The sequence below is a fragment of the Microbacterium enclense genome, from assembly GCA_038182865.1.
In the GTDB taxonomy this organism is placed as follows: Bacteria; Actinomycetota; Actinomycetes; order Actinomycetales; family Microbacteriaceae; genus Microbacterium; species Microbacterium enclense_B.
Genome location: CP116226.1, coordinates 1,776,856 through 1,795,234, shown reverse-complemented (window position 1 = coordinate 1,795,234; position 18,379 = coordinate 1,776,856). Strand labels below are relative to the sequence as shown.

The 18,379-nt window shown below is 71.0% G+C and carries 13 protein-coding genes; 9 read left to right on the top strand and 4 right to left on the bottom strand.

Annotated features, from left to right (window positions below; genetic code table 11):
• Positions 1–295: 295 nt before the first annotated feature.
• On the bottom strand, positions 296–1,141 hold the full coding sequence (locus PIR02_08375; protein ID WZH38678.1) for an alpha/beta fold hydrolase: 846 nt from the start codon (positions 1,139–1,141) through the stop codon (positions 296–298).
• A gap of 94 nt (positions 1,142–1,235) precedes the next feature.
• Here PIR02_08375 and PIR02_08370 point away from each other — a divergent pair, with 94 nt between their 5' ends.
• Together PIR02_08370 and PIR02_08365 are read left to right on the top strand one after the other, a co-directional pair.
• Positions 1,236–1,697, top strand: a complete 462-nt coding sequence (locus tag PIR02_08370) for a MarR family transcriptional regulator (GenBank protein ID WZH38677.1) — start codon at positions 1,236–1,238, stop codon at positions 1,695–1,697.
• Positions 1,694–3,070 (top strand): MFS transporter, encoded by a 1,377-nt coding sequence (locus PIR02_08365; protein ID WZH38676.1) that lies wholly within the window; start codon positions 1,694–1,696, stop codon positions 3,068–3,070. Before PIR02_08370 ends, PIR02_08365 begins: the two co-directional genes overlap by 4 nt.
• Here the strand turns inward: PIR02_08365 and PIR02_08360 are convergent.
• Positions 3,061–4,509, bottom strand: a complete 1,449-nt coding sequence (locus PIR02_08360; protein WZH38675.1) for a LuxR C-terminal-related transcriptional regulator — start codon at positions 4,507–4,509, stop codon at positions 3,061–3,063. The genes PIR02_08365 and PIR02_08360 overlap by 10 nt on opposite strands.
• A gap of 124 nt (positions 4,510–4,633) precedes the next feature.
• Here PIR02_08360 and PIR02_08355 point away from each other — a divergent pair, with 124 nt between their 5' ends.
• Positions 4,634–6,244, top strand: coding sequence for a DHA2 family efflux MFS transporter permease subunit (locus PIR02_08355; protein WZH38674.1), 1,611 nt, complete (start codon positions 4,634–4,636; stop codon positions 6,242–6,244).
• On the opposite strand, the gene PIR02_08350 is transcribed toward PIR02_08355, so the two are convergent.
• Both PIR02_08350 and PIR02_08345 read right to left on the bottom strand, forming a co-directional pair.
• Positions 6,241–8,670, bottom strand: a complete 2,430-nt coding sequence (locus PIR02_08350) for a glycoside hydrolase family 2 TIM barrel-domain containing protein (GenBank protein ID WZH38673.1) — start codon at positions 8,668–8,670, stop codon at positions 6,241–6,243. The genes PIR02_08355 and PIR02_08350 overlap by 4 nt on opposite strands.
• On the bottom strand, positions 8,667–9,332 hold the full coding sequence (locus tag PIR02_08345; protein ID WZH38672.1) for a TetR/AcrR family transcriptional regulator: 666 nt from the start codon (positions 9,330–9,332) through the stop codon (positions 8,667–8,669). Before PIR02_08345 ends, PIR02_08350 begins: the two co-directional genes overlap by 4 nt.
• 190 nt (positions 9,333–9,522) lie before the next feature.
• On the opposite strand from PIR02_08345, the gene PIR02_08340 reads away from it, so the two are divergent.
• The 6 genes from PIR02_08340 (at position 9,523) to PIR02_08315 (ending at position 18,307) form a co-directional block, all read left to right on the top strand.
• A complete protein-coding gene (locus PIR02_08340; protein ID WZH38671.1) occupies positions 9,523–11,046 on the top strand; it encodes an ABC transporter substrate-binding protein in 1,524 nt (507 codons plus the stop codon).
• A 64-nt stretch (positions 11,047–11,110) separates the two neighbouring features.
• Complete coding sequence (locus PIR02_08335; protein ID WZH38670.1) at positions 11,111–12,052, top strand: ABC transporter permease; 942 nt, start codon at positions 11,111–11,113, stop codon at positions 12,050–12,052.
• Positions 12,049–13,914 carry a dipeptide/oligopeptide/nickel ABC transporter permease/ATP-binding protein gene (locus PIR02_08330; protein ID WZH38669.1) on the top strand — a complete coding sequence of 622 codons (1,866 nt, stop codon included), beginning with the start codon at positions 12,049–12,051 and terminating at the stop codon, positions 13,912–13,914. The genes PIR02_08335 and PIR02_08330 overlap by 4 nt, the downstream gene beginning before the upstream one ends.
• On the top strand, positions 13,911–14,741 hold the full coding sequence (locus PIR02_08325; GenBank protein WZH38668.1) for an ATP-binding cassette domain-containing protein: 831 nt from the start codon (positions 13,911–13,913) through the stop codon (positions 14,739–14,741). The genes PIR02_08330 and PIR02_08325 overlap by 4 nt, the downstream gene beginning before the upstream one ends.
• Positions 14,742–14,897: 156 nt before the next feature.
• Positions 14,898–17,180 (top strand): glycoside hydrolase family 3 C-terminal domain-containing protein, encoded by a 2,283-nt coding sequence (locus PIR02_08320; GenBank protein ID WZH38973.1) that lies wholly within the window; start codon positions 14,898–14,900, stop codon positions 17,178–17,180.
• A gap of 5 nt (positions 17,181–17,185) precedes the next feature.
• Positions 17,186–18,307: a serine hydrolase gene (locus PIR02_08315; protein ID WZH38667.1), complete on the top strand. Its 1,122-nt coding sequence runs from the start codon at positions 17,186–17,188 to the stop codon at positions 18,305–18,307.
• The last annotated feature ends 72 nt before the right edge of the window (positions 18,308–18,379 follow it).

Sequence of the window (18,379 nt, the reverse complement as noted above, 5' to 3'; positions counted from 1 at the left end):
CATTGAGGGACCGTGAGGCCCGGGGGATGCGGATTTCTCCGTATCGGACCGGATCAGCTTCGCGGTTCCCACGCCTCGGGTCAATTGACAGAGGTAACGCTTAGGTCACGACGTGTTCATTTGAGTGTTTTTATGTTTGGAACTGTTCCTTATGGTGCGCGGACTCGACCGGCTCTTCGACAAGCTCACGGACCTCGGCCGCGGGTCGCGTGAAGCCCGAACGCGAGGCGGCCGAGCCCGTCGAAGCCACCGAACCCTCCGGCAGACTCCGGGGGCCTGCGCCGCGGGCAGCGACCTACGCCGCGGAGATGCGCTCGTCGAGCCAGGCGAGGAGGTCGGCGCGCACCTCGGCCTGCTGCACCTCGGCGAAGATCTCGTGCCGCGCCCCCGCGTAGACGAGGGTCGTGACGTCGGTGAGGCCCGAGCGCGTGCGGTACGCGTCCGCCAGACGGTGCACGCTCCGCGGCCCGCCCACCGTGTCGTCGCGACCGACCATTAACAGCATCGGCACGTCGTGACCGAGGTCGCGACGGGGGCGGCCGAACAGTTTGGCCGCCTCGATCGGGCCGAACAGCCTCGCCAGCGACCGCGTCGTCGTCAGCGGGTCGGACACGAAGTCGCGACCGACCTGCTCGTCGCTCGACAACCACTGCATACCCGAGCCACCGAGGTGCTTCCAGGGCGCGTTCAGGTCGCCGGCGTTCAACGACCCGGGCCAACGGAGCGCCGAACCGCTCAAGATCACCGCGTCGAAGGCATCCGGATGCCGGTCGAGCAGCATCTGCGCGAGGAACGAGCCCCACGAGTGCCCGAGGAGCACCAGGGGGAGGTCGGGGTGACGGTCCCGGATGATCTGGGTGAGCGTCCACACCGCCTCGCGTGCGGCACCGAGGCCCCCGGGGCCGAGGCGCCCGAGCTGGGCGTGATCGCCGTTCCACTGACGCAGGCCCGTCCGGCCGTGCCCGCGGTGGTCGTCGGCGTAGACGGTGTAGCCGTCCGCGACGAGGGCTTCGATGAGCGCGGCGTAGCGGCCCGCGTGCTCTCCGACACCGTGCAACAGCTGGACGACGGCGCGGGGCTCCGCGGCCTCGTAGACGTCGTACACGATCGTGATGCCGTAGGCGTCGACGAACTCAGGCATGGGCCGATCCTAGGGCGACCACGCGAGCGGCGCGCCCCATCTGGCGATCCCACATCCTTAGCATGACTAATGAGCTATGCTAAAGAACGAGATCATGAGCAACCGCGTCGACGTGTCCCCCCTCCCCGACTCGACCTCTGCCCTCGCCACGGAGGCGTCCGCCCTCCGCATGGCGACGTTCCGGCTCGCTCGCAGGCTGCGAGCTCAGCGCGCCGTCGACACCATGAGCGATGGGCAGTTCGCCGTCCTCGCGGCCCTGACCGTGCACGGCGAGCACACCCTGGGCCAGCTCGCCGACCGCGAGCGCGTCACGGCCCCCTCGATGAACCGGACGGTCTCACTGCTCGAAGACGCCGGGTACGTCTCGCGCACACCCCACGAAGACGACCGCCGCAAGGTGACGATCGCCCTCACAGAGGCCGGGCGCACCGTCGTCGATGAGACGGTCCGGCGCCGCGACGCCTGGCTCGACGAGGCCCTCGATCAGCTCACTCCCGCCGAACGGGCGACGCTGGCCTCGGCCGCCGACATCATGCGGAAGGTGGCGGAGAGATGAGCGCGATGTTCCGGTCGTTCTCCGTCTTCAACTACCGGGTCTGGTTCATCGGGGCCCTGGTGTCCAACATCGGCGCCTGGATGCAGGCGACAGCCCAGAACTGGGTCGTCCTGACGCAGCTGACGGACAACGACGCCGCGGCGATGGGCGTCACCATGGCCCTGCAGTTCGCCCCTCCCCTGCTCCTGGTGAGCGTGACCGGATGGGTCGCCGACCGCTTCGACCGTCGCAAGCTCATCATGTGCACCCAGACGGCGCTGCTCACCCTCGCCGTCGCGCTCGGTGTGCTCATCGTCACCGGAGCGATGACCCTGCCGATGATGTTCGGCTTCGCCCTCGCCCTCGGCGTGATCACCGCGTTCGACAACCCCGCGCGCCAGACGTTCGTCTCCGACCTCGTCGAGAAGGAGAACGCATCGAATGCCGTGGCCCTGAACGCCGCCTCGTTCAACACCGCGCGCCTGATCGGGCCGGCCGTCGCCGGCGTCATGATCGTCGTCGTCGGCACCGGCTGGGTGTTCCTCGTCAACGCGGTGACCTTCCTCGCCATGATCGGGGCGCTGCTGATCATGCGACCACACGAGCTGGTCGTCCACCACCGCCGGGGCGGACCGGCCCGTCTGGCCGACGGCTTCCGCTACGTGGCGAAGCGGCCCGATCTCGTCGTGACGTTCTCGATGGTCTTCCTCCTCGGCGCCTTCGGCATGAACTTCCCGATCTTCGCGTCCACGATGGCGCTGGAGTTCGGCCGCGGCGCCGACGGGTTCGGCCTGCTCAGCTCGTTCGTCGCGATCGGGTCGCTCGCCGGTGCGCTGCTGGCCGCCCGCCGCGAACGTGCGCGCATGCGCGTGGTCATCATCGGCACCGGCGGTTTCGCCGTGGCATCCACGCTGTCGGTCTTCGCACCGAGCTATGCCGCCTACGCCGCGACCCTCGTGCTCACCGGGTTCTGCGTCGTGACGACCCTCACCACCGCCAACGGCTACGTGCAGACCACCACCGACCCCGCCCTGCGCGGCCGGGTGCTCGCGCTGTACATGGCGATCCTCCTCGGCGGCACACCCGTGGGCGCGCCGGTGGTGGGCTGGGTGGCAAGCGAGTTCGGGCCGCGGGTCGCGATCGGACTCGCCGCGATCGTGGCGTTCCTCGCGTGCGGAATCGGCGTGGCATGGGTGCTGTCGTCGGGCCGGGTGCACCGCCACGAGACCAAGCGCTTCCGGCTCACGCTCGACGAGACGCGACCCCTCACCATCCTCGCCCCCGAGCCCGAGGAGTTCAGCGACGAGGTGGCCGGTACGACGCCCATCCCGATCGCACCGGGCGAGCGCTCCCGTCGCGCCGACGCTCGGCGCACGCCCTCGAATCAGACGTAGAAGCCGTTGGACTCGAGAACGGTGACCGCGCTGTCACGCCCCGACACCGCGAGCTTGGCGTAGATCGACCGCAGCTGCGACTTGACCGTGTTGGGCGACACGCCCAGCTTCTCGGCGATCTGCGGCAACGTGCGTGCGCCGCGGAGCAGGAGTGCCACCCGCTCCTCACGCGGGGTGAGGGTGGGCAGCGGCGGCCGCTCGCTGCGGGCCGGGACGAGCTCGAGCCTTCCCGCGACGCGCGCCGTCGCCTCCGCGGTCGCGGGTTCCTGGCGGCCGAGGCGGTCCAGCAGCATCACGAGATCGGTGTGCGGCAGGGTGAGGTACGGCGTCAGAGACCCGCCGAGATTCTCCGCGAGGTGGAAGCCCTCGGCGAACGCCGCGTCGGCGGCCTCGAGGTTGCCCAGCCGCGCGTGGGCGACCGCACGGCGCAGCAACAGCGGGATGAGCGTGCGCACGCAGTGGTCGGTCCCCAGCCGGATGCAGCCGTCGGTGCTCTCGAGCACCTCGCGCTCGCGACCGAGCGAGATGAGGGCCGCCGCTCTCTGCATGTCGAAGCACAGGGCGTGGCCGGGCAGCGATTCCTTGCCCTCGAGGGCCGCGAGCGCCCGGCGCGGCTCTCCGCGGGCGAGCAGGGTGTCGGCGAGGACACCGAGCGCGAAACCGCGCACCATGGCGTGGCTGCGGTGGGCGTCCATGCCGCTGGTGAGAGTGACGAGCGTCGCCATGCCCTCGCCGTACTCGCGCCGGATCAGCAGACCCATCGCGTCAGCGGTGCGGGCGGTGTACAGCCACGCGGCATCGTCGGCGCCCTGCGTCCGCAGCTGCTGGGAGATCTCGGCGAGTGCGTCGGCGTCGAGAGCGGCCGATGCGATGAGGATGCGCGCGAGCAGGAGCAGGTAGTCCTCGAAGACCTCGTCCCAGCCGGAGGTGGACGCGAGGTCACGACAGATGTCGGAGCTCTCGACCGCCAGGGGGTACTCGCCGTTGAGGGCCGCGGCCAGGCTCCGCGCGGCGTGCGCGCGGTACAGCGCGGCGGCCTCGTCGGCGTACGCGATCGCCGCCGATGCGTAGACGCCGGCGCGTCGCGGCCAGCCGGCGGCGGCGTACATCTCCGCGACCGCGGCGAACAGCGAGGAGCGGGTCGCGGGCGCGATCGTGGCGGGAACCCGCAGCCGTCCGTCGACGAAGTGCTCGTCGACGAGCCGGAGGCCGCCGGGGATGTCGTCGAGGCGCGCGCGGGCGACGATCATCGCTTCGAGGGTGCGGGCGCTGGCATCGACCCAGGAGCGGGGAGCCGGACCGGCGTCGATGTCGGCAAGGCTGCGGAGTTCCACCGGACGCGGTGCGGGGGCGGTGACGAGGACGCTGCGCGCAATGTGCTCGGCGGCGGCTCGGACCTCCGACACCTCGAGTCGGGTGACGGCGGGCGGGGACTGCATCAGAAAAGGCTAGGGCGGCTCTGCGCGAATCGGCTGGCCGGGGCCTCCACGCTCGGGCAGGAAATGCGCAAGAGCGTCCAAAGATTTCGCCCCGACAGGGGTTTTAGCTAGATAAGCTAGCGATATGGACGAACGCATGGCTGGGCGCCGCTGGGCGGGGCTCGTCTTCATCAGCATCGCCGTCTCGCTGATCATCGTCGACTCGACGATCGTCAACGTCGCGGTCCCCTCGATCGTCGACGACCTCGGAATCTCCTCGACAGAGGTCCAGTGGGTCCAGGAGGCCTACACGCTCGTGTTCGCCTCCTTCCTGCTGGTGTTCGGCAGTCTCGCCGACCGACTCGGCCGACGACGTCTGCTGCTCATCGGCGTCGGCGTGTTCGCGGCGGCCTCGATCGCGGCATCCCTCGCCCCGACCGGCGGGGCGCTGATCCTCGCGCGCCTCGCGCAGGGCATCGGCGGAGCGATGATCCTGCCGACCACCCTCTCCCTGATCAACGCGACCTTCCGCGGGCGCGAGCGGGGCATCGCCTTCGCCGTGTGGGGATCGACGATCGGCGGCATGGCCGCGGTCGGCCCGCTGCTCGGCGGGTGGCTCACGACCGCCTTCTCGTGGCGGTGGGCGTTCGGCATCAACATCCCCCTGGGCATCGTGATCGTGATCGGCGTGCTGCTCACCGTCGCCGAGTCGCGCAGCGAGCGGCGGGAGGCGATCGACGGCGTGGGCGCCCTCCTCTCGGTGCTGACCATGGCCCCACTCGTCTTCGCGCTCATCGAAGGACGCACCTACGGCTGGTGGGGCGTCGACACCGTACCCATCCTCGGGTCGTGGACCTGGCCGTTCGCGCTGTCGCCCGTCCCGATCGCTTTCGCGGTCGCGGCCGTCGCGCTGGCCGGCTTCGTCGCGTGGGGTGTCCGGCGGCGGCGCGGGCTGTCGACCCTGCTGGCCCTCGACCTCTTCCGCATCGGCTCGTTCCGCAACGGCAACATCGCCGCCGCGGTGGTCTCGCTCGGCGAGTTCGGCATCATCCTCGCGCTGCCCCTGTGGCTGCAGTTCGTGGTCGGCTTCGACGCCCTGCAGACCGGCTTGCTGCTGCTCGCGCTCGCGATCGGCTCGTTCGTCGCGAGCGGGCTCGCCGGCGCCCTGGGGGGAAAGGTCGCCCCGGTGTGGGTGGTCCGCGGCGGTCTCGTCGCCGAGATCGTGGGGGTGGCCGGCGTGGCTCTCACCATCGGACCGGATGCCACCTGGGGACCGCTCATCCCCTTCCTCTTCGTCTACGGACTCGGGGTGGGGCTCGCAACGGCGCAGCTGACCGGCGTCGTGCTCGCGGAGGTGCCGCCCGCGGCGAGCGGCCAGGCCTCCGGCACGCAATCGACCTCCCGCCAGCTGGGCGCCGCGCTCGGCGTGGCCATCCTCGGCACCGTCCTCTTCGCAACGACCGCCGGCGTCCTGAGTTCGTCGCTCGAGGACCGGGGCCTGCCCGCCGACCAGCGCGACACCGTGGTGTCGCAGGTGGTCGACAGCGCGGGCGCGGCGATCGCCGGACTGGCGCAGTCGCCCCGGACCCAGGACATCGCGGCCGACGCGCGCGCGGCGTTCAGCGACGGGACGCGCGCCGCGGCCCTGACGGCAGCCGCCTTCCTCACGCTCGGGCTGATCTCGACGCTGACGCTGGGGCGGCGGGCGCGCTCCGGCGAACCGGAGGGTCCGCCGGAGCAGCAATGGTCGGCCTAGAGCAGCGCGCGGACCGTCGCCCGCACCGACGCGAACCCCGGGGCGGTGACGTGCACGGTGATCTCTCCCGCGGCCGTCGGCCGCACGATCGCGAGCGCCCGCCCGTCGTACGTGGTGACCGACGCCGCCGACAACGGCTCCTCGGTGCGGGCACGGCCCGTTCCGAGGCCGGCGAGCACCCCGGGGCCCTCCACGGTGACGGTGACGACGACGTCGCGGTCGCAGGGAACGACACCGGCAGCGTCTTCGAGGGCGATCCGTACGAAGGCGAGGTCGTCGAGACCGGCGCCGATCTCGGCGGTCTCGGGGCGCACGACGAGCGTCGACTCTTCGCCGCCCGAGCGGAGCGTGGTGCGGCCCACCTCGACGCCGCCGCGACGCGCGACCGCCGTCAGCTCCCCCGGCACGTAGACCGTGTCGAAGCGGGCGGTGAACTCGCGCGCATCCCCGACGGGGGCGACGCCCACCGTCACGCCGTCGCGCTGCAGCTCGACCTCGTCGGCGTCGGCGTACACGTCGACCACGATCGGCGACTCCGCGGGCACGTCCCACGACCAGCTCGCCACTGTGTCGTCCCACGACCAGGGCGTCGTCGCCGTCGCACGGCCGTAGTGCTGCGGTCGGTGCACCGCGAGGAACGGCTCGGTGCGCAGGCCGTAGACGATCTCGCGGAAGAACGAGACCGTGCGCCGGTGGCCCGTGGCATCCAGGTCTCCCGACTCCGCGAAGAGATACGGGTACGGACCCGCCGTGTCGGTCGGCGCCTCGGAGACGGCGTCGACGTACTCCACCCGGCCGATTCCCGCTTCGCCGAGGTAGTCCCAGCCGGTCCAGGTGAAGTCGCCGATGACGTGCGGCAGCGACGAGACGAGCGGCCAGAGGGCACCGATGCGCTCGGGGAAGGTCTCCGACCCGACGATCACCCGGTTCGGGAACAGCTCGGCATCGAGCGCGTAGCGCGAGTCGGCGTAGTTGAAGCCGACGACGTCGAGCACGGCGGCGGACTCCTCGATCGACCGGGTGACGAGGTCGGACGCGTTCATGGCCGCCATCTGGGTGCCCAGCCCCGCCATCAGGGTGTTCGGATCGGATGCCGCCATCTCGGCCCGCGCATCGGCGAGGCGGTCGAGGTTGGCGATGATGCCGTTGATGCCGTTCGTGACGAAGCGGGTGTCGTCGAGGGCGCGCACCGCCTCCGCGAGGCGGCGGCTCCAGGCGGCGCCGTGGGCACTGGCGACCTCGAGGATCTCGTTGCCGATCGAGTACATGATCACGCTCGGGTGGTTGGCATCCTTCGCCACGAGAGCGGAGATGTCGGCGTGCCAGTCGTCGGCGAAGCGGACCGAGTGATCGAACGCCGTCTTCGCGCGCGTCCACACGTCGCCGAGTTCGTCCATCACGACCATGCCGTGGCGGTCGCACGCGTCCAGCAGCGCCCGCGAGGCGGGGTTGTGCGAGCTGCGGATCGCGGTGAACCCCGCTTCCTTCAGCAGCCGCACACGGCGGTCTTCGGCGGCGGCGACGGAGACGGCTCCGAGCGGACCGTTGTCGTGGTGCACGCAGGCCCCGCGCAGCGTGACGCTCTCGCCGTTGATGCGCAGCCCGTGCACGGGGTCGAGCTGGAGGGAGCGGATGCCGAACACCGTGCGATCGGTGTCGAGCGGCGAGGCGTCCGCCTCGTCGGCGAGCGCGGTGTGCAGTTCGTACAGAGCGGGATCGTCGATGCTCCAGAGCCGGGGCCGCTCCACACGCAGACGCACGCGGGCGACAGCGTCCTCGCCGGGGAGGACGGTGACCGGAGACGACCCCGTCGCCACGGTGCGCCCCGCATCATCGTGCACCTCCCACGCCACGCGCGTCGTGCGGGTGTGCCGGGTCGTGTTGCGCACGAGCGTCGAGACCTCGACGATCGCACGCTCCGTGTCGATGTCGGGGGTCGTCACGCGCACGCCGTCGAGGGGCAGGTGCACGGGATCGGCGACGATGAGGTGGACCGGACGATGGATGCCGGCCCCGGTGTACCAGCGCGAATCCTTATGCACGCGCGCCTCGACGCTCAGGCGATTGGTCTCACCGAAGCGGAGGAAGGCGTCGGCGTCCACCGTGAAGGCCGCGTAGCCGCTGCCCTCGTGCGCCGCCCGCTCGCCGTTGAGGAAGACGACCGCGTCGCGGTAGACGCCCTCGAACTCGAGAACGACCGTCTTCTCGCGCCAGGCGAGGGGGACGTCGAACTCCCGCACGTACTCGAAGACGCCACCCGGGTAGTACCCCGACGTCACGCCCTGCGGGCTGTCGGGCGATCGAGGGAGATCGCGGAGGGCATCGTGCGGAAGGGTGACGTGGGCGAGGGTCGCGGCATCCTGGGCTTCGAACGCCCCCCGCTTCGGCCCCACGGTCCACCCCTCGAGGAAGGGCTCGCGGATCACGAGGTCTCCCCCGCGCGCAGGTCGAGGACGTTCTCGAGCGCGGCGAGGTCGAACCCACGCACCAGCAGACGGAAGTGCGCGGCGAGCTCCTCGGCCATGTCGGTCGAGTCGGGATCGAGCAGCCACTGCACCTGCAGGCCGTCCATGATGGCGATCGTGACGACGGCCGATCGCTGGACGTCGACGCCCTCGAAGAGGCGACCGGCCTCGGCGAGCCGCTGGAACGCATCGGCCACCCGCCCGCGGACGTAGGCGTAGCGACGTTGGAAGTACTCGTGCGCGGGGTGCGTGGGAGAGGTCGCCTCGGCGGAGAGCGTGCAGAAGAGCTCGACGACGCCGGGCATCGACGCGTTCAGGGCAGCGAGCTCGACGAGCCCGTGCAGGGTCGCCGCACCGTCGGTGAGATCGAAGTCGACGACCGCGCGGGCGGCCTCGTCGCGGTGGTCGAGGACGGCGAGCAGGAGAGCGCTCTTGCGGGGGAAGTGGTGCAGCAGGCCCGCCTCGCTCATCCCGACGCGCTGGGCGATCTCGCGGAGGGATCCCGCACGGAACCCCGATTCGGCGAACACCTCCAGCGCCGCGTCGAGGATCGCCTGACGGGTCGCCTCGCTTTTGGCGTACTCCCCGCGTGGCTTGCGCGCTGTGCGCGTCGTCTCGGTCATCCCGCCACCGTATCCGTCCGAAAGCCCCTCGTCGTCGATGAGCCCGGACGCCCCTTCCAGACCGTTCTATAACGAATTCCTAGCGACCGCTAGTTTTTTGAGACGAAAATCTAGCGGGCACTCGGAATTGCTGTTACCGTCTCGGCGCAGGGCGATCCACTGGGGTTTCGCCACGATGAAGGGAACACAGATGTTCCGATGGAAGGCCACAGCAGCCCTCGCCGTCGCCGCAGCACTCGTGCTGACGGGATGCTCCGGCGGAGGGTCGGGGGAGAACGGATCCGGCAGCAGTGATCGACTCACGCTGACCGCGATCATCGGGCCCACGAGCTACGACATCGGCGCCGGCGCCGAGTACGGAAACCGGAGCCCGTTCTTCCAGGCCGTGTTCGACACGCTCCTGCAGAAGGACTCCACCGGCGAGATCCAGCCCTGGCTGGCCACCGCCTGGGAGTACAACGACGACCGCACGGTCCTCACGCTCACCCTCCGCGACGGCGTGACCTTCACCGACGGCACCCCGCTCGACGCCTCCGCCGTCGTCGCGAGCCTCGAGCACTTCCGCGACGGCACGGCACCGCAGGCCGCCACGTTCGCGGGCAAGGAGTTCGCCGCCCCCGACGCGACCACGGTCACCATCACGCAGGCCGCGCCCGACCCCTCGCTCGTGAACCTGCTCTCGATCGCTCCCGGCCTCATCCAGGCGCCATCCTCGTTCGGCAACGCCGACGTCTCGACGAACCCCGTCGGCTCGGGCCCCTACGTGCTCGACACCGCCTCGTCGGTGACCGGCACCACGTACAACTACACCGCGAACCCCGACTATTGGAACAAGGACGCGGTCAAGTACCAGAACCTCACCATCAACGTCCTCGAAGACCCGACCGCGACGCTGAACGCGATCCGCGCGGGCGAGGCGAACGGCGCCAAGATCGCCGACAACAACACCATCAGCGAGGTCGAGGGCGCCGGCTGGACGATCGAGTCGAACGAGCTCGACTTCCAGGGCCTGCTCCTGCTCGACCGCGCCGGCACGATGGCACCCGAGCTGGGCAACGTCAAGGTGCGCCAGGCCATCAACATGGCCTTCGACCGTGAGGCGCTGCTGCAGACCCTGCAGACGGGCTACGGCACCGTGACCGAGCAGGTCTTCCCCGCCACCTCCGTGGGGTACGACGAGAAGCTCGACAGCACCTACCCCTACGACCCGGCCGCCGCCAAGGAGCTCCTCGCCGAGGCGGGGTACCCGAACGGCTTCACGCTGAACATGATGTCGACGCCCGCGTTCCAGCAGACGTTCGACCTCGTCGCCCAGCAGCTGTCGGACATCGGCATCACGGTGAACTACACCGACCCCGGCACCGGGAACTTCATCACCGACATGCTCGCCCCGAAGTACCCGGCGACGTGGATGGCCCTGGAGCAGAACCCCGACTGGCAGCTGATCAACTTCATGATCGCTCCCGGCGCGACGTTCAACCCCTTCAAGTACGAGGACCCGAAGGTCGACGCGTACATCTCGACGATCCAGAACGGTTCTCAGGACGAGGCGGACACCGCCACCAAGGAACTGAACACCTACATCGTCGACCAGGCCTGGTTCGCCCCGTTCTTCCGCGTCCAGGGCACGTTCGCCACTGACGCGAACACGAACCTGGACTTCTGGCCGACCAACGCCTACCCGTCGATCTTCGACTTCTCGCCGAAGAACTGATCCGTCCGTCGGTCCGTCCGCGCCCCGGGCGCGGACGGACCGACCCGGGCCCCAGGGACCACACATGCTCGCATTCATCGTGCGCCGACTCCTCTCGGGGGTCGTGCTCATCGCCGTCATCTCCTTCCTCGCCTTCACGCTCCTCTACGCCGCGGGCGGTGACATCGCCCGCCGCATCCTCGGGGAGAACGCCACCGCGGAGACGGTCGCCAAGAAGACCGCGGAGCTGGGCCTGAACCGCCCGCTGCTCGTGCAGTACGGCGACTGGCTCACCTCGGCCGTCACCGGCAACCTCGGTCGCAGCTGGTTCAACGGCGAGCTCGTCTCGGTGAGCGTCTCCGGACGCCTGTCCGTCACCCTCTCGATCGTGATCGGCGCGACCCTCGTCTCCGCGATCCTCTCCGTCCTCCTCGGCGTCCTGGCTGCCCGCCGCGGTGGGGCGATCGACGCCGGTGTGCAGTTCCTCTCCCTCGTCGGCTTCGCGGTGCCGGGCTTCCTCATCGCGCTGCTGCTCGTCCTGGTGTTCGCGGTGAACCTCGGCTGGTTCAAGGCCACCGGATACACGCCCCTCACCACCTCGCTCAGCGGGTGGTTGGCATCCGTGATCCTGCCGATCGTCGCCCTCTCGATCGGCGCGATCGCCACGGTCGCGCAGCAGGTGCGCGGCTCCGTGATCGACGCCACCTCGCGCGACTACGTCCGCACCCTCCGGGCCCGCGGCCTCAGCGAGAACTCGGTGATCTACCGCCACGTGCTGCGCAACGCCGGTGGCCCCGCCCTCGCGGTGCTCGCCGTCCAGTTCGTCGGGCTCCTCGGCGGAGCGGTCATCGTCGAGCAGATCTTCGCCATCCCCGGAATGGGGCAGCTCAGCGTCCGTGCCACCACCCAGGGCGACATCCCCGTCGTCATGGGCCTCGTGATCGCCTTCGCGATCATCGTCGTGGTGGTCAACCTCCTCATCGACCTGGCCCAGGCCGCTCTCAACCCGAAGGTGCGACTGTCATGACCGCCATCGACGTCCCTCCCACCGTCCCGGTCGCCCCGGTGCGCGTGGCGCTGTTCCGCCGACTGCTCCGGCGCCCCGTCGGCCTGATCTCGCTCGGCTTCCTCGCGCTCGTCGCGGTGCTCGCGATCATCGGCCCGCTCATCGCCCCGCAGGATCCGAACTTCGCCGACATCCGTGCGGTGCTCGCCAGCCCGTCCGGCGACCACCTCCTCGGCACCGACGGCAGCGGCCGCGACGTGCTCTCGCGTCTGCTCGCGGCCACCCAGACGAGCATCGCCGCCGCCCTCATCGCCCTGGGCGTGGCCGTGGTGCTCGGTGTGGTCAGCGGCCTGATCGCCGGCTACTACCAGGGCTGGTTCAACACCGCCGCCACGTGGGTCACCGAACTGAACATGGCTCTTCCGGGCATCGTCGTGCTGCTGGCTGCGCGCGCCGTCCTCGGACCCTCGGTCTGGCTGTCGATGGTCATCTTCGGCATCCTGCTCTCCCCCGCGTACTTCCGCCTCGTCTTCGCCTCGGTCACCGCCGTGCGCAGCGAGCTGTACGTCGACGCGGCACGCGTGTCTGGTCTCAGCGACCTGCGCATCATCGGCCGTCACGTCCTGTCGGTCGTGCGGGCGCCCATCATCATCCAGTCCGCGATCATCGCCGGCATCGCGATCGCGATCCAGTCGGGCCTGGAGTTCCTCGGTCTCGGCGACGTCAACGTCCCCACCTGGGGCTCGATGCTCACCGACGGCTTCAAGAACATCTACAAGAACCCCGTGCTGCTGGTCTGGCCCTCGCTCGCGATCGCCCTGACCTGCATCGCCCTGACGCTGATGGCCAACGTGCTGCGCGACGAACTGGAGCGCACCGTCACGGTGCGACGCCGTCGCCGCCGAGCCGTGCTGACCGCGACAGGTTCGATCGCCACCGCGACCACCTCGGTCTCCCTCGGCGGCGGCGACCTCCCCGACCCCGACGAGCTCCCCGAGCTCGCCGACGGCGACGTGATCGTGCACCGCGAGGACGCGCGCAGCAAGTCCACCGAACCGGTCCTGCGCGTGCGCGACCTGCGGGTCGGCTACGACCAGGCCGACGGCTCGCACATCGAGGTCGTCCACGGCGTCTCGCTCGACGTCCGCAAGGGCGAGGTGCACGGGCTCATCGGCGAATCCGGCTCGGGTAAGACCCAGACCGCGTTCGGCGTCCTCGGCCTGCTGCCGCGCGGCGGATCGGTCACCGGCGGCACCATCTCGTTCGACGGCACCGACCTCGCCGACGCCCCGGAGAAGGTGTACGCGGGTGTCCGTGGCAAGCGCATCGGCTACATCCCCCAGGAGCCGATGAGCAACCTCGACCCCGCGTTCACGATCGGCAGCCAGCTCGTCGAGCCGCTGCGCACGCATCTGAAGCTGTCGTCCGCGGCGGCGCGCGAGCGCTCGCTCGACCTGCTCGCCCGCGTCGGCATCCCCGACCCGAAGCGCACCTTCGACGCCTACCCCTTCGAGGTGTCCGGTGGCATGGCGCAGCGCGTGCTCATCGCCGGAGCGATCTCGACCGACCCCGAGCTGATCATCGCCGACGAGCCCACCACGGCCCTCGACGTCACGGTGCAGGCCGAGGTCCTCGAGCTGCTGCGCGACCTCCAGCAGGAGCGCCAGATGGCGATGCTGCTGGTCACGCACAACTTCGGCGTCGTCGCCGACCTCTGCGACCGGGTGACCGTGATGCAGAACGGCCGCTTCGTCGAGCAGGGTCCGGTGCGGGCCATCTTCAACGACGCGCAGCACCCGTATACGCGGGCGCTGCTGGACGCGATCCTCGACGAGGGTCCCGCACGGCCGCCGCTCGGCGCCGAGAACGGAGTGGTGGCATGAGCACCCCGCTGCTGACGATCGACGACCTCGTCGTCGAGTACCCCGGCAAGGGCTTCCGTGCGAAGCCGTTCCGGGCCCTCAAGGGCGTCTCGCTCGACATCCTCCCCGGTGAGACCGTGGGCCTGGTCGGCGAGTCCGGCTCGGGCAAGACCACGCTCGGGCGCGCGGCCCTCGGCCTCGCCCCGGTGAGCGGGGGGAAGATCACGTACGACGGTCGCGACATCTCTCACCTGAGCCGGTCTGAGCGCCGCGGTCTCAGCTCGGAGATCCAGGTCGTGTTCCAGGACCCGTACTCGTCGTTGAACCCCTCGATGACGATCGAGCAGATCCTCGTCGAGCCGCTCACGGTGGCCGGGGTCTCGGCGGCCGATGCCAAGAAGCGCGTGCGCGACCTGCTCGATCAGGTGGGGCTCCCCGCCGACGCCCGCAGCCGCCTCCCTCGCGAGTTCTCGGGCGGCCAGCGTCAGCGCGTCGCGATCGCGCGGGCACTCGCCCTGCAGCCGCGGCTCATCGTGTGCGACGAACCGGTCTCGGCCCTCGACCTGTCGACCCAGGCGCGTGTGCTCGATCTCTTCATCGACATCCAGAACCGCACAGGCGTGGCGTACCTCTTCGTCACGCACGACCTCGCGGTCGTCCGGCACATCAGCCACCGCGTGGCCGTGATGTACAAGGGCGAGATCGTCGAGACCGGCGACGCCGATCGCGTCACCTCCGCCCCCGAGCATCCCTACACGCAGCGCCTGTTCATGGCGGCGCCCGTGCCCGACCCCGACCGCCAGGAAGAGCGCCGCGCCGCCCGTCGCGCCCTGCTTTCGGCATCCTGACCCCACCCCACCGGAAAGACACTCGTGACCGACTCGTCCGCCACCGCCCACCTCGTCCCGCTGCTCTCATCGCTGACCCTCGAGCAGAAGGCGGCGCTCGTCCAGGGCGCCGACTTCTGGACCACCGTCCCGCTCCCCGAGATCGGGCTGCGAGCGATGACCCTCTCGGACGGCCCCGCCGGCGTCCGCGGCCCCCGGTGGGATGAGCGCGAGCCCTCCCTCAACATGCCGTCGGGCTCGGCCCTGGCCGCGTCGTGGGATGTCGACATGGCGTACCGGTACGGGGCCGCTGCGGCCTCCGAGGCCCGCCGCAAGGGCGTCGACGTCGTGCTCGGACCGACCATCAACCTGCACCGCTCTCCCCTCGGGGGCCGCCACTTCGAGTGCTTGAGCGAAGACCCCGAGCTGACCGCCGAGCTCGCGGCCGCCTACGTCCGCGGCCTCCAGGACAACGGCGTCGCCGCCACACCGAAGCACTACGTCGCGAACGACTCCGAGACCGACCGCTTCACCGTCGACGTGCGGGTGGACGAGCGGGCGCTCCGCGAGCTCTATCTCGCTCCCTTCGAGCGCGCTGTCGATGCCGGTGCCTGGTCGATCATGAGCTCGTACAACGCGGTCGACGGCGTGACGATGACCGAGAACGACCTGCTCGAGACGCCGCTGAACTCCGAGTGGGGCTTCGACGGCGTGGTCATCAGCGACTGGACGGCCGTGCGGTCGCTCGACGCCGTCGCCGCCGCTCAAGACCTCGCGATGCCCGGACCCGCCCCCGCGTGGGCCGATCTCGTCGACGCCGTGCGCGACGGCCGCGTGCGCGAGGCCGACCTCGACCGCAAGGTGCTCCGCCTGCTCCTGCTGGCCGAGCGCGTCGGCGCTCTCGAGACCGCGACCGAGATCGAACCCGCCCCGGTGGATGCCACGCAGTTCGCGCGCGAGTCGGCGATCGCCGGCACGGTGCTGCTGAGCAACGACGGCATCCTCCCCCTCGACACGGCGGCGGTGGCATCCGTCGCCGTCATCGGCCAGAACGCCCGCGACGCGCGCACGCAGGGCGGGGGCAGCGCGACGGTCATCCCCGCGCACATCGTGTCGCCGCTCGCGGGGCTGCGCGAGGCCTTCGGTGACGACCGCGTCACCTACGAGATCGGCGCGGTCGTACAGGAGGGCGTGGCGGAGATCCCGGTCGAGCAGCTGCGGAACCCGGCGACCGACGAACCGGGCCTGCGCGTGAGTTTCATCGACGAGACAGGTGCCGAGATCGGAGCGGAGGACCGCCGCGCCACGGCCCTGGTGTGGTTCGGGGGCGACGCTCCCATCGCCGCCACCCGCACGCTCGTGCTCGAGACGGTCTACACCCCGCGGGAGTCGGGGGTGATCGAGCTCGGGTTCTCGGGCGCGAACCCCGGGCGGGTGTTCGTCGACGGCGAGCTCGTGCTCGACGACGCCCCCGTGCTGCAGGGCACCGACCTGGGCGCGGCGTTCCTCAACCCGCCGTCGGTGACGGCCCCCGTCGAGGTCGAGGCCGGACGGGGAGTCCGCGTGCGCGCCGAGTTCACCCGGGAGGGCACGGGCACCATCCCCGGGGCCATGAGTGTGACCCTCGGGATCGCGCCCGAGAAGACCGATCCCGACGAACTCATCGCCCGTGCCGTCGCTGCCGCCCAGGCCGCCGAGGTGGCCGTCGTCGTCGTGGGCACCAACTCGAAGGTCGAGTCCGAGGGCTACGACCGCACCTCGCTCGATCTCCCCGGCCGCCAGGACGATCTCGTCCGCGCCGTCGTGCGGGCCAACCCCCGCACGATCGTCATCGTCAACGCGGGCTCGCCTGTGGTGCTGCCGTGGGCGGGCGAGGTCGCCGCCATCGTGCAGGGCTACTTCGGCGGTCAGGAGTTCGGCTCCGCCCTCGCCGCCGTCCTCACCGGTGCCGCCGAGCCCGGTGGACGCCTGCCCACCACATGGCCCGCGCGCATGGCCGACGTGCCGGTGCTCGAGGTCACGCCCACCGACGGCGTGCTGCGCTACGACGAGGGCATCCATGTCGGCTACCGCGCGTGGCTGCGCAGCGGCACCGCACCGGCCTTCCCGTTCGGGCACGGCCTCGGGTACACAGCCTGGTCGTGGGATGCCGCGGAGCGCGACGGCGACGAGCTCATCATCCGGGTGACCAACACGGGTGAGCGCGCGGGCCGTCAGGTCGTGCAGGTGTACGCCGAGCGCGCCGACTCGACCGTCGAGCGTCCCGCGCGCTGGCTCGTCGGGTTCCAGGCCGTCGAGGCGGGACCGGGCGAGAGCGTCGAGGCGCGGATCGGCGTGCCCGTGCGCCGCCTCGCGCACTGGGACGGCGCGTGGGTCACCGAGCCCGGCGACTACACGCTGCTCGCGGGCGCGTCGGTCGTCGAAACGCCGCTGACCACGGTCTGGTCGGTGTCGTCGTGAACCCGGTGAGCACGGAGCATCTGCACGGTCGTGCCGACGAGCGGCTGATCGAGGCGGTCGCGCGCCTCGACGCCGCCCTGGCGAGCGACCCCGAGCTGTCGTTCCAGGCCGCCGCGTTCCACCGCGGCGTGCCCGTGCTGGACGTGTGGGGCGGTCGCGACGTCCGCGAGGACTCGGTGCTCGTGCCGTTCTCGGTCACGAAGAACACCATCGGCATCACGGTCGGACTCCTCGTCGAACGCGGCCTGCTCGACCTCGACGATCTCGTCGCCGACCATTGGCCCGAGTTCGCCGCGGCGGGCAAGCAGCGCGTCACCGTGCGGCAGCTGCTCTCGCACCAGGCGGGCCTGCCGCAGACCGATCCCCCGCTGGACCGCTTCGACGCGCTCGACCAGCCGACCGCGGCCGCACGCCTGGCCTCGACCCGGCCGGTCTGGCATCCGGGGAGCGCTTTCGGCTATCACGGGGTGACGATCGGCAACCTGGGTGCCGAGCTCGTGCACCGGGTGACGGGTCGCACGATGCACGCGTTCTACGAGGACGAGATCCGCGCCCCGCACGACCTGGACTTCTTCCTCGGCCTCCCCGCCGATCAGGAGCACCGCCGCGTCGACCTGCAGCCCATGACGCCCCCGGCGGCCGGCGCGGGCGACCGCCGCGCGACGGCCCTCGGCGTGCGCGTCTTCGGCAGCGCCCCGCCGACCCCCGAGTTCGCCAACGACCCGCGCAGCTGGCGCTACGGCCACCCGGCGACCTCGGGCACCGGCAGCGCCCGCGGTATCGCTCGCCTGCTCGCGGCGGCCGTCACCGGTGTCGACGGTGCCGCGCCCTTCCTCTCGGCCGACACCGTCGCGCAGATCGGGCGGCAGCAGGTGCACGGCTACGACGAGGTGCTCGGTCAGCACGACCGCGCCCACGCGATCGTGTTCCAGAAGCCGACCGCGGCCATGCCCTTCGGCGGTGTGAACGCGTTCGGCCACGACGGGGCCGCGGGCGGCCTCGCGTGCGTCGACCCCGAGACCGGCATCGCCTTCGCGTGGACCATCGTGCGCGGCGCCTGGCCCGGCGGCGGCGACCCCCGCGCGGTGGCCCTGGCCGCCGAGCTCGGTCGCCTCTTCGCCGACTGACCCGACTGCCCCACCTTCCTTCCGCCGCCGCCCACCGCGACCCCGCCGGCCGGGCGGCGGAGGGCCCGAACC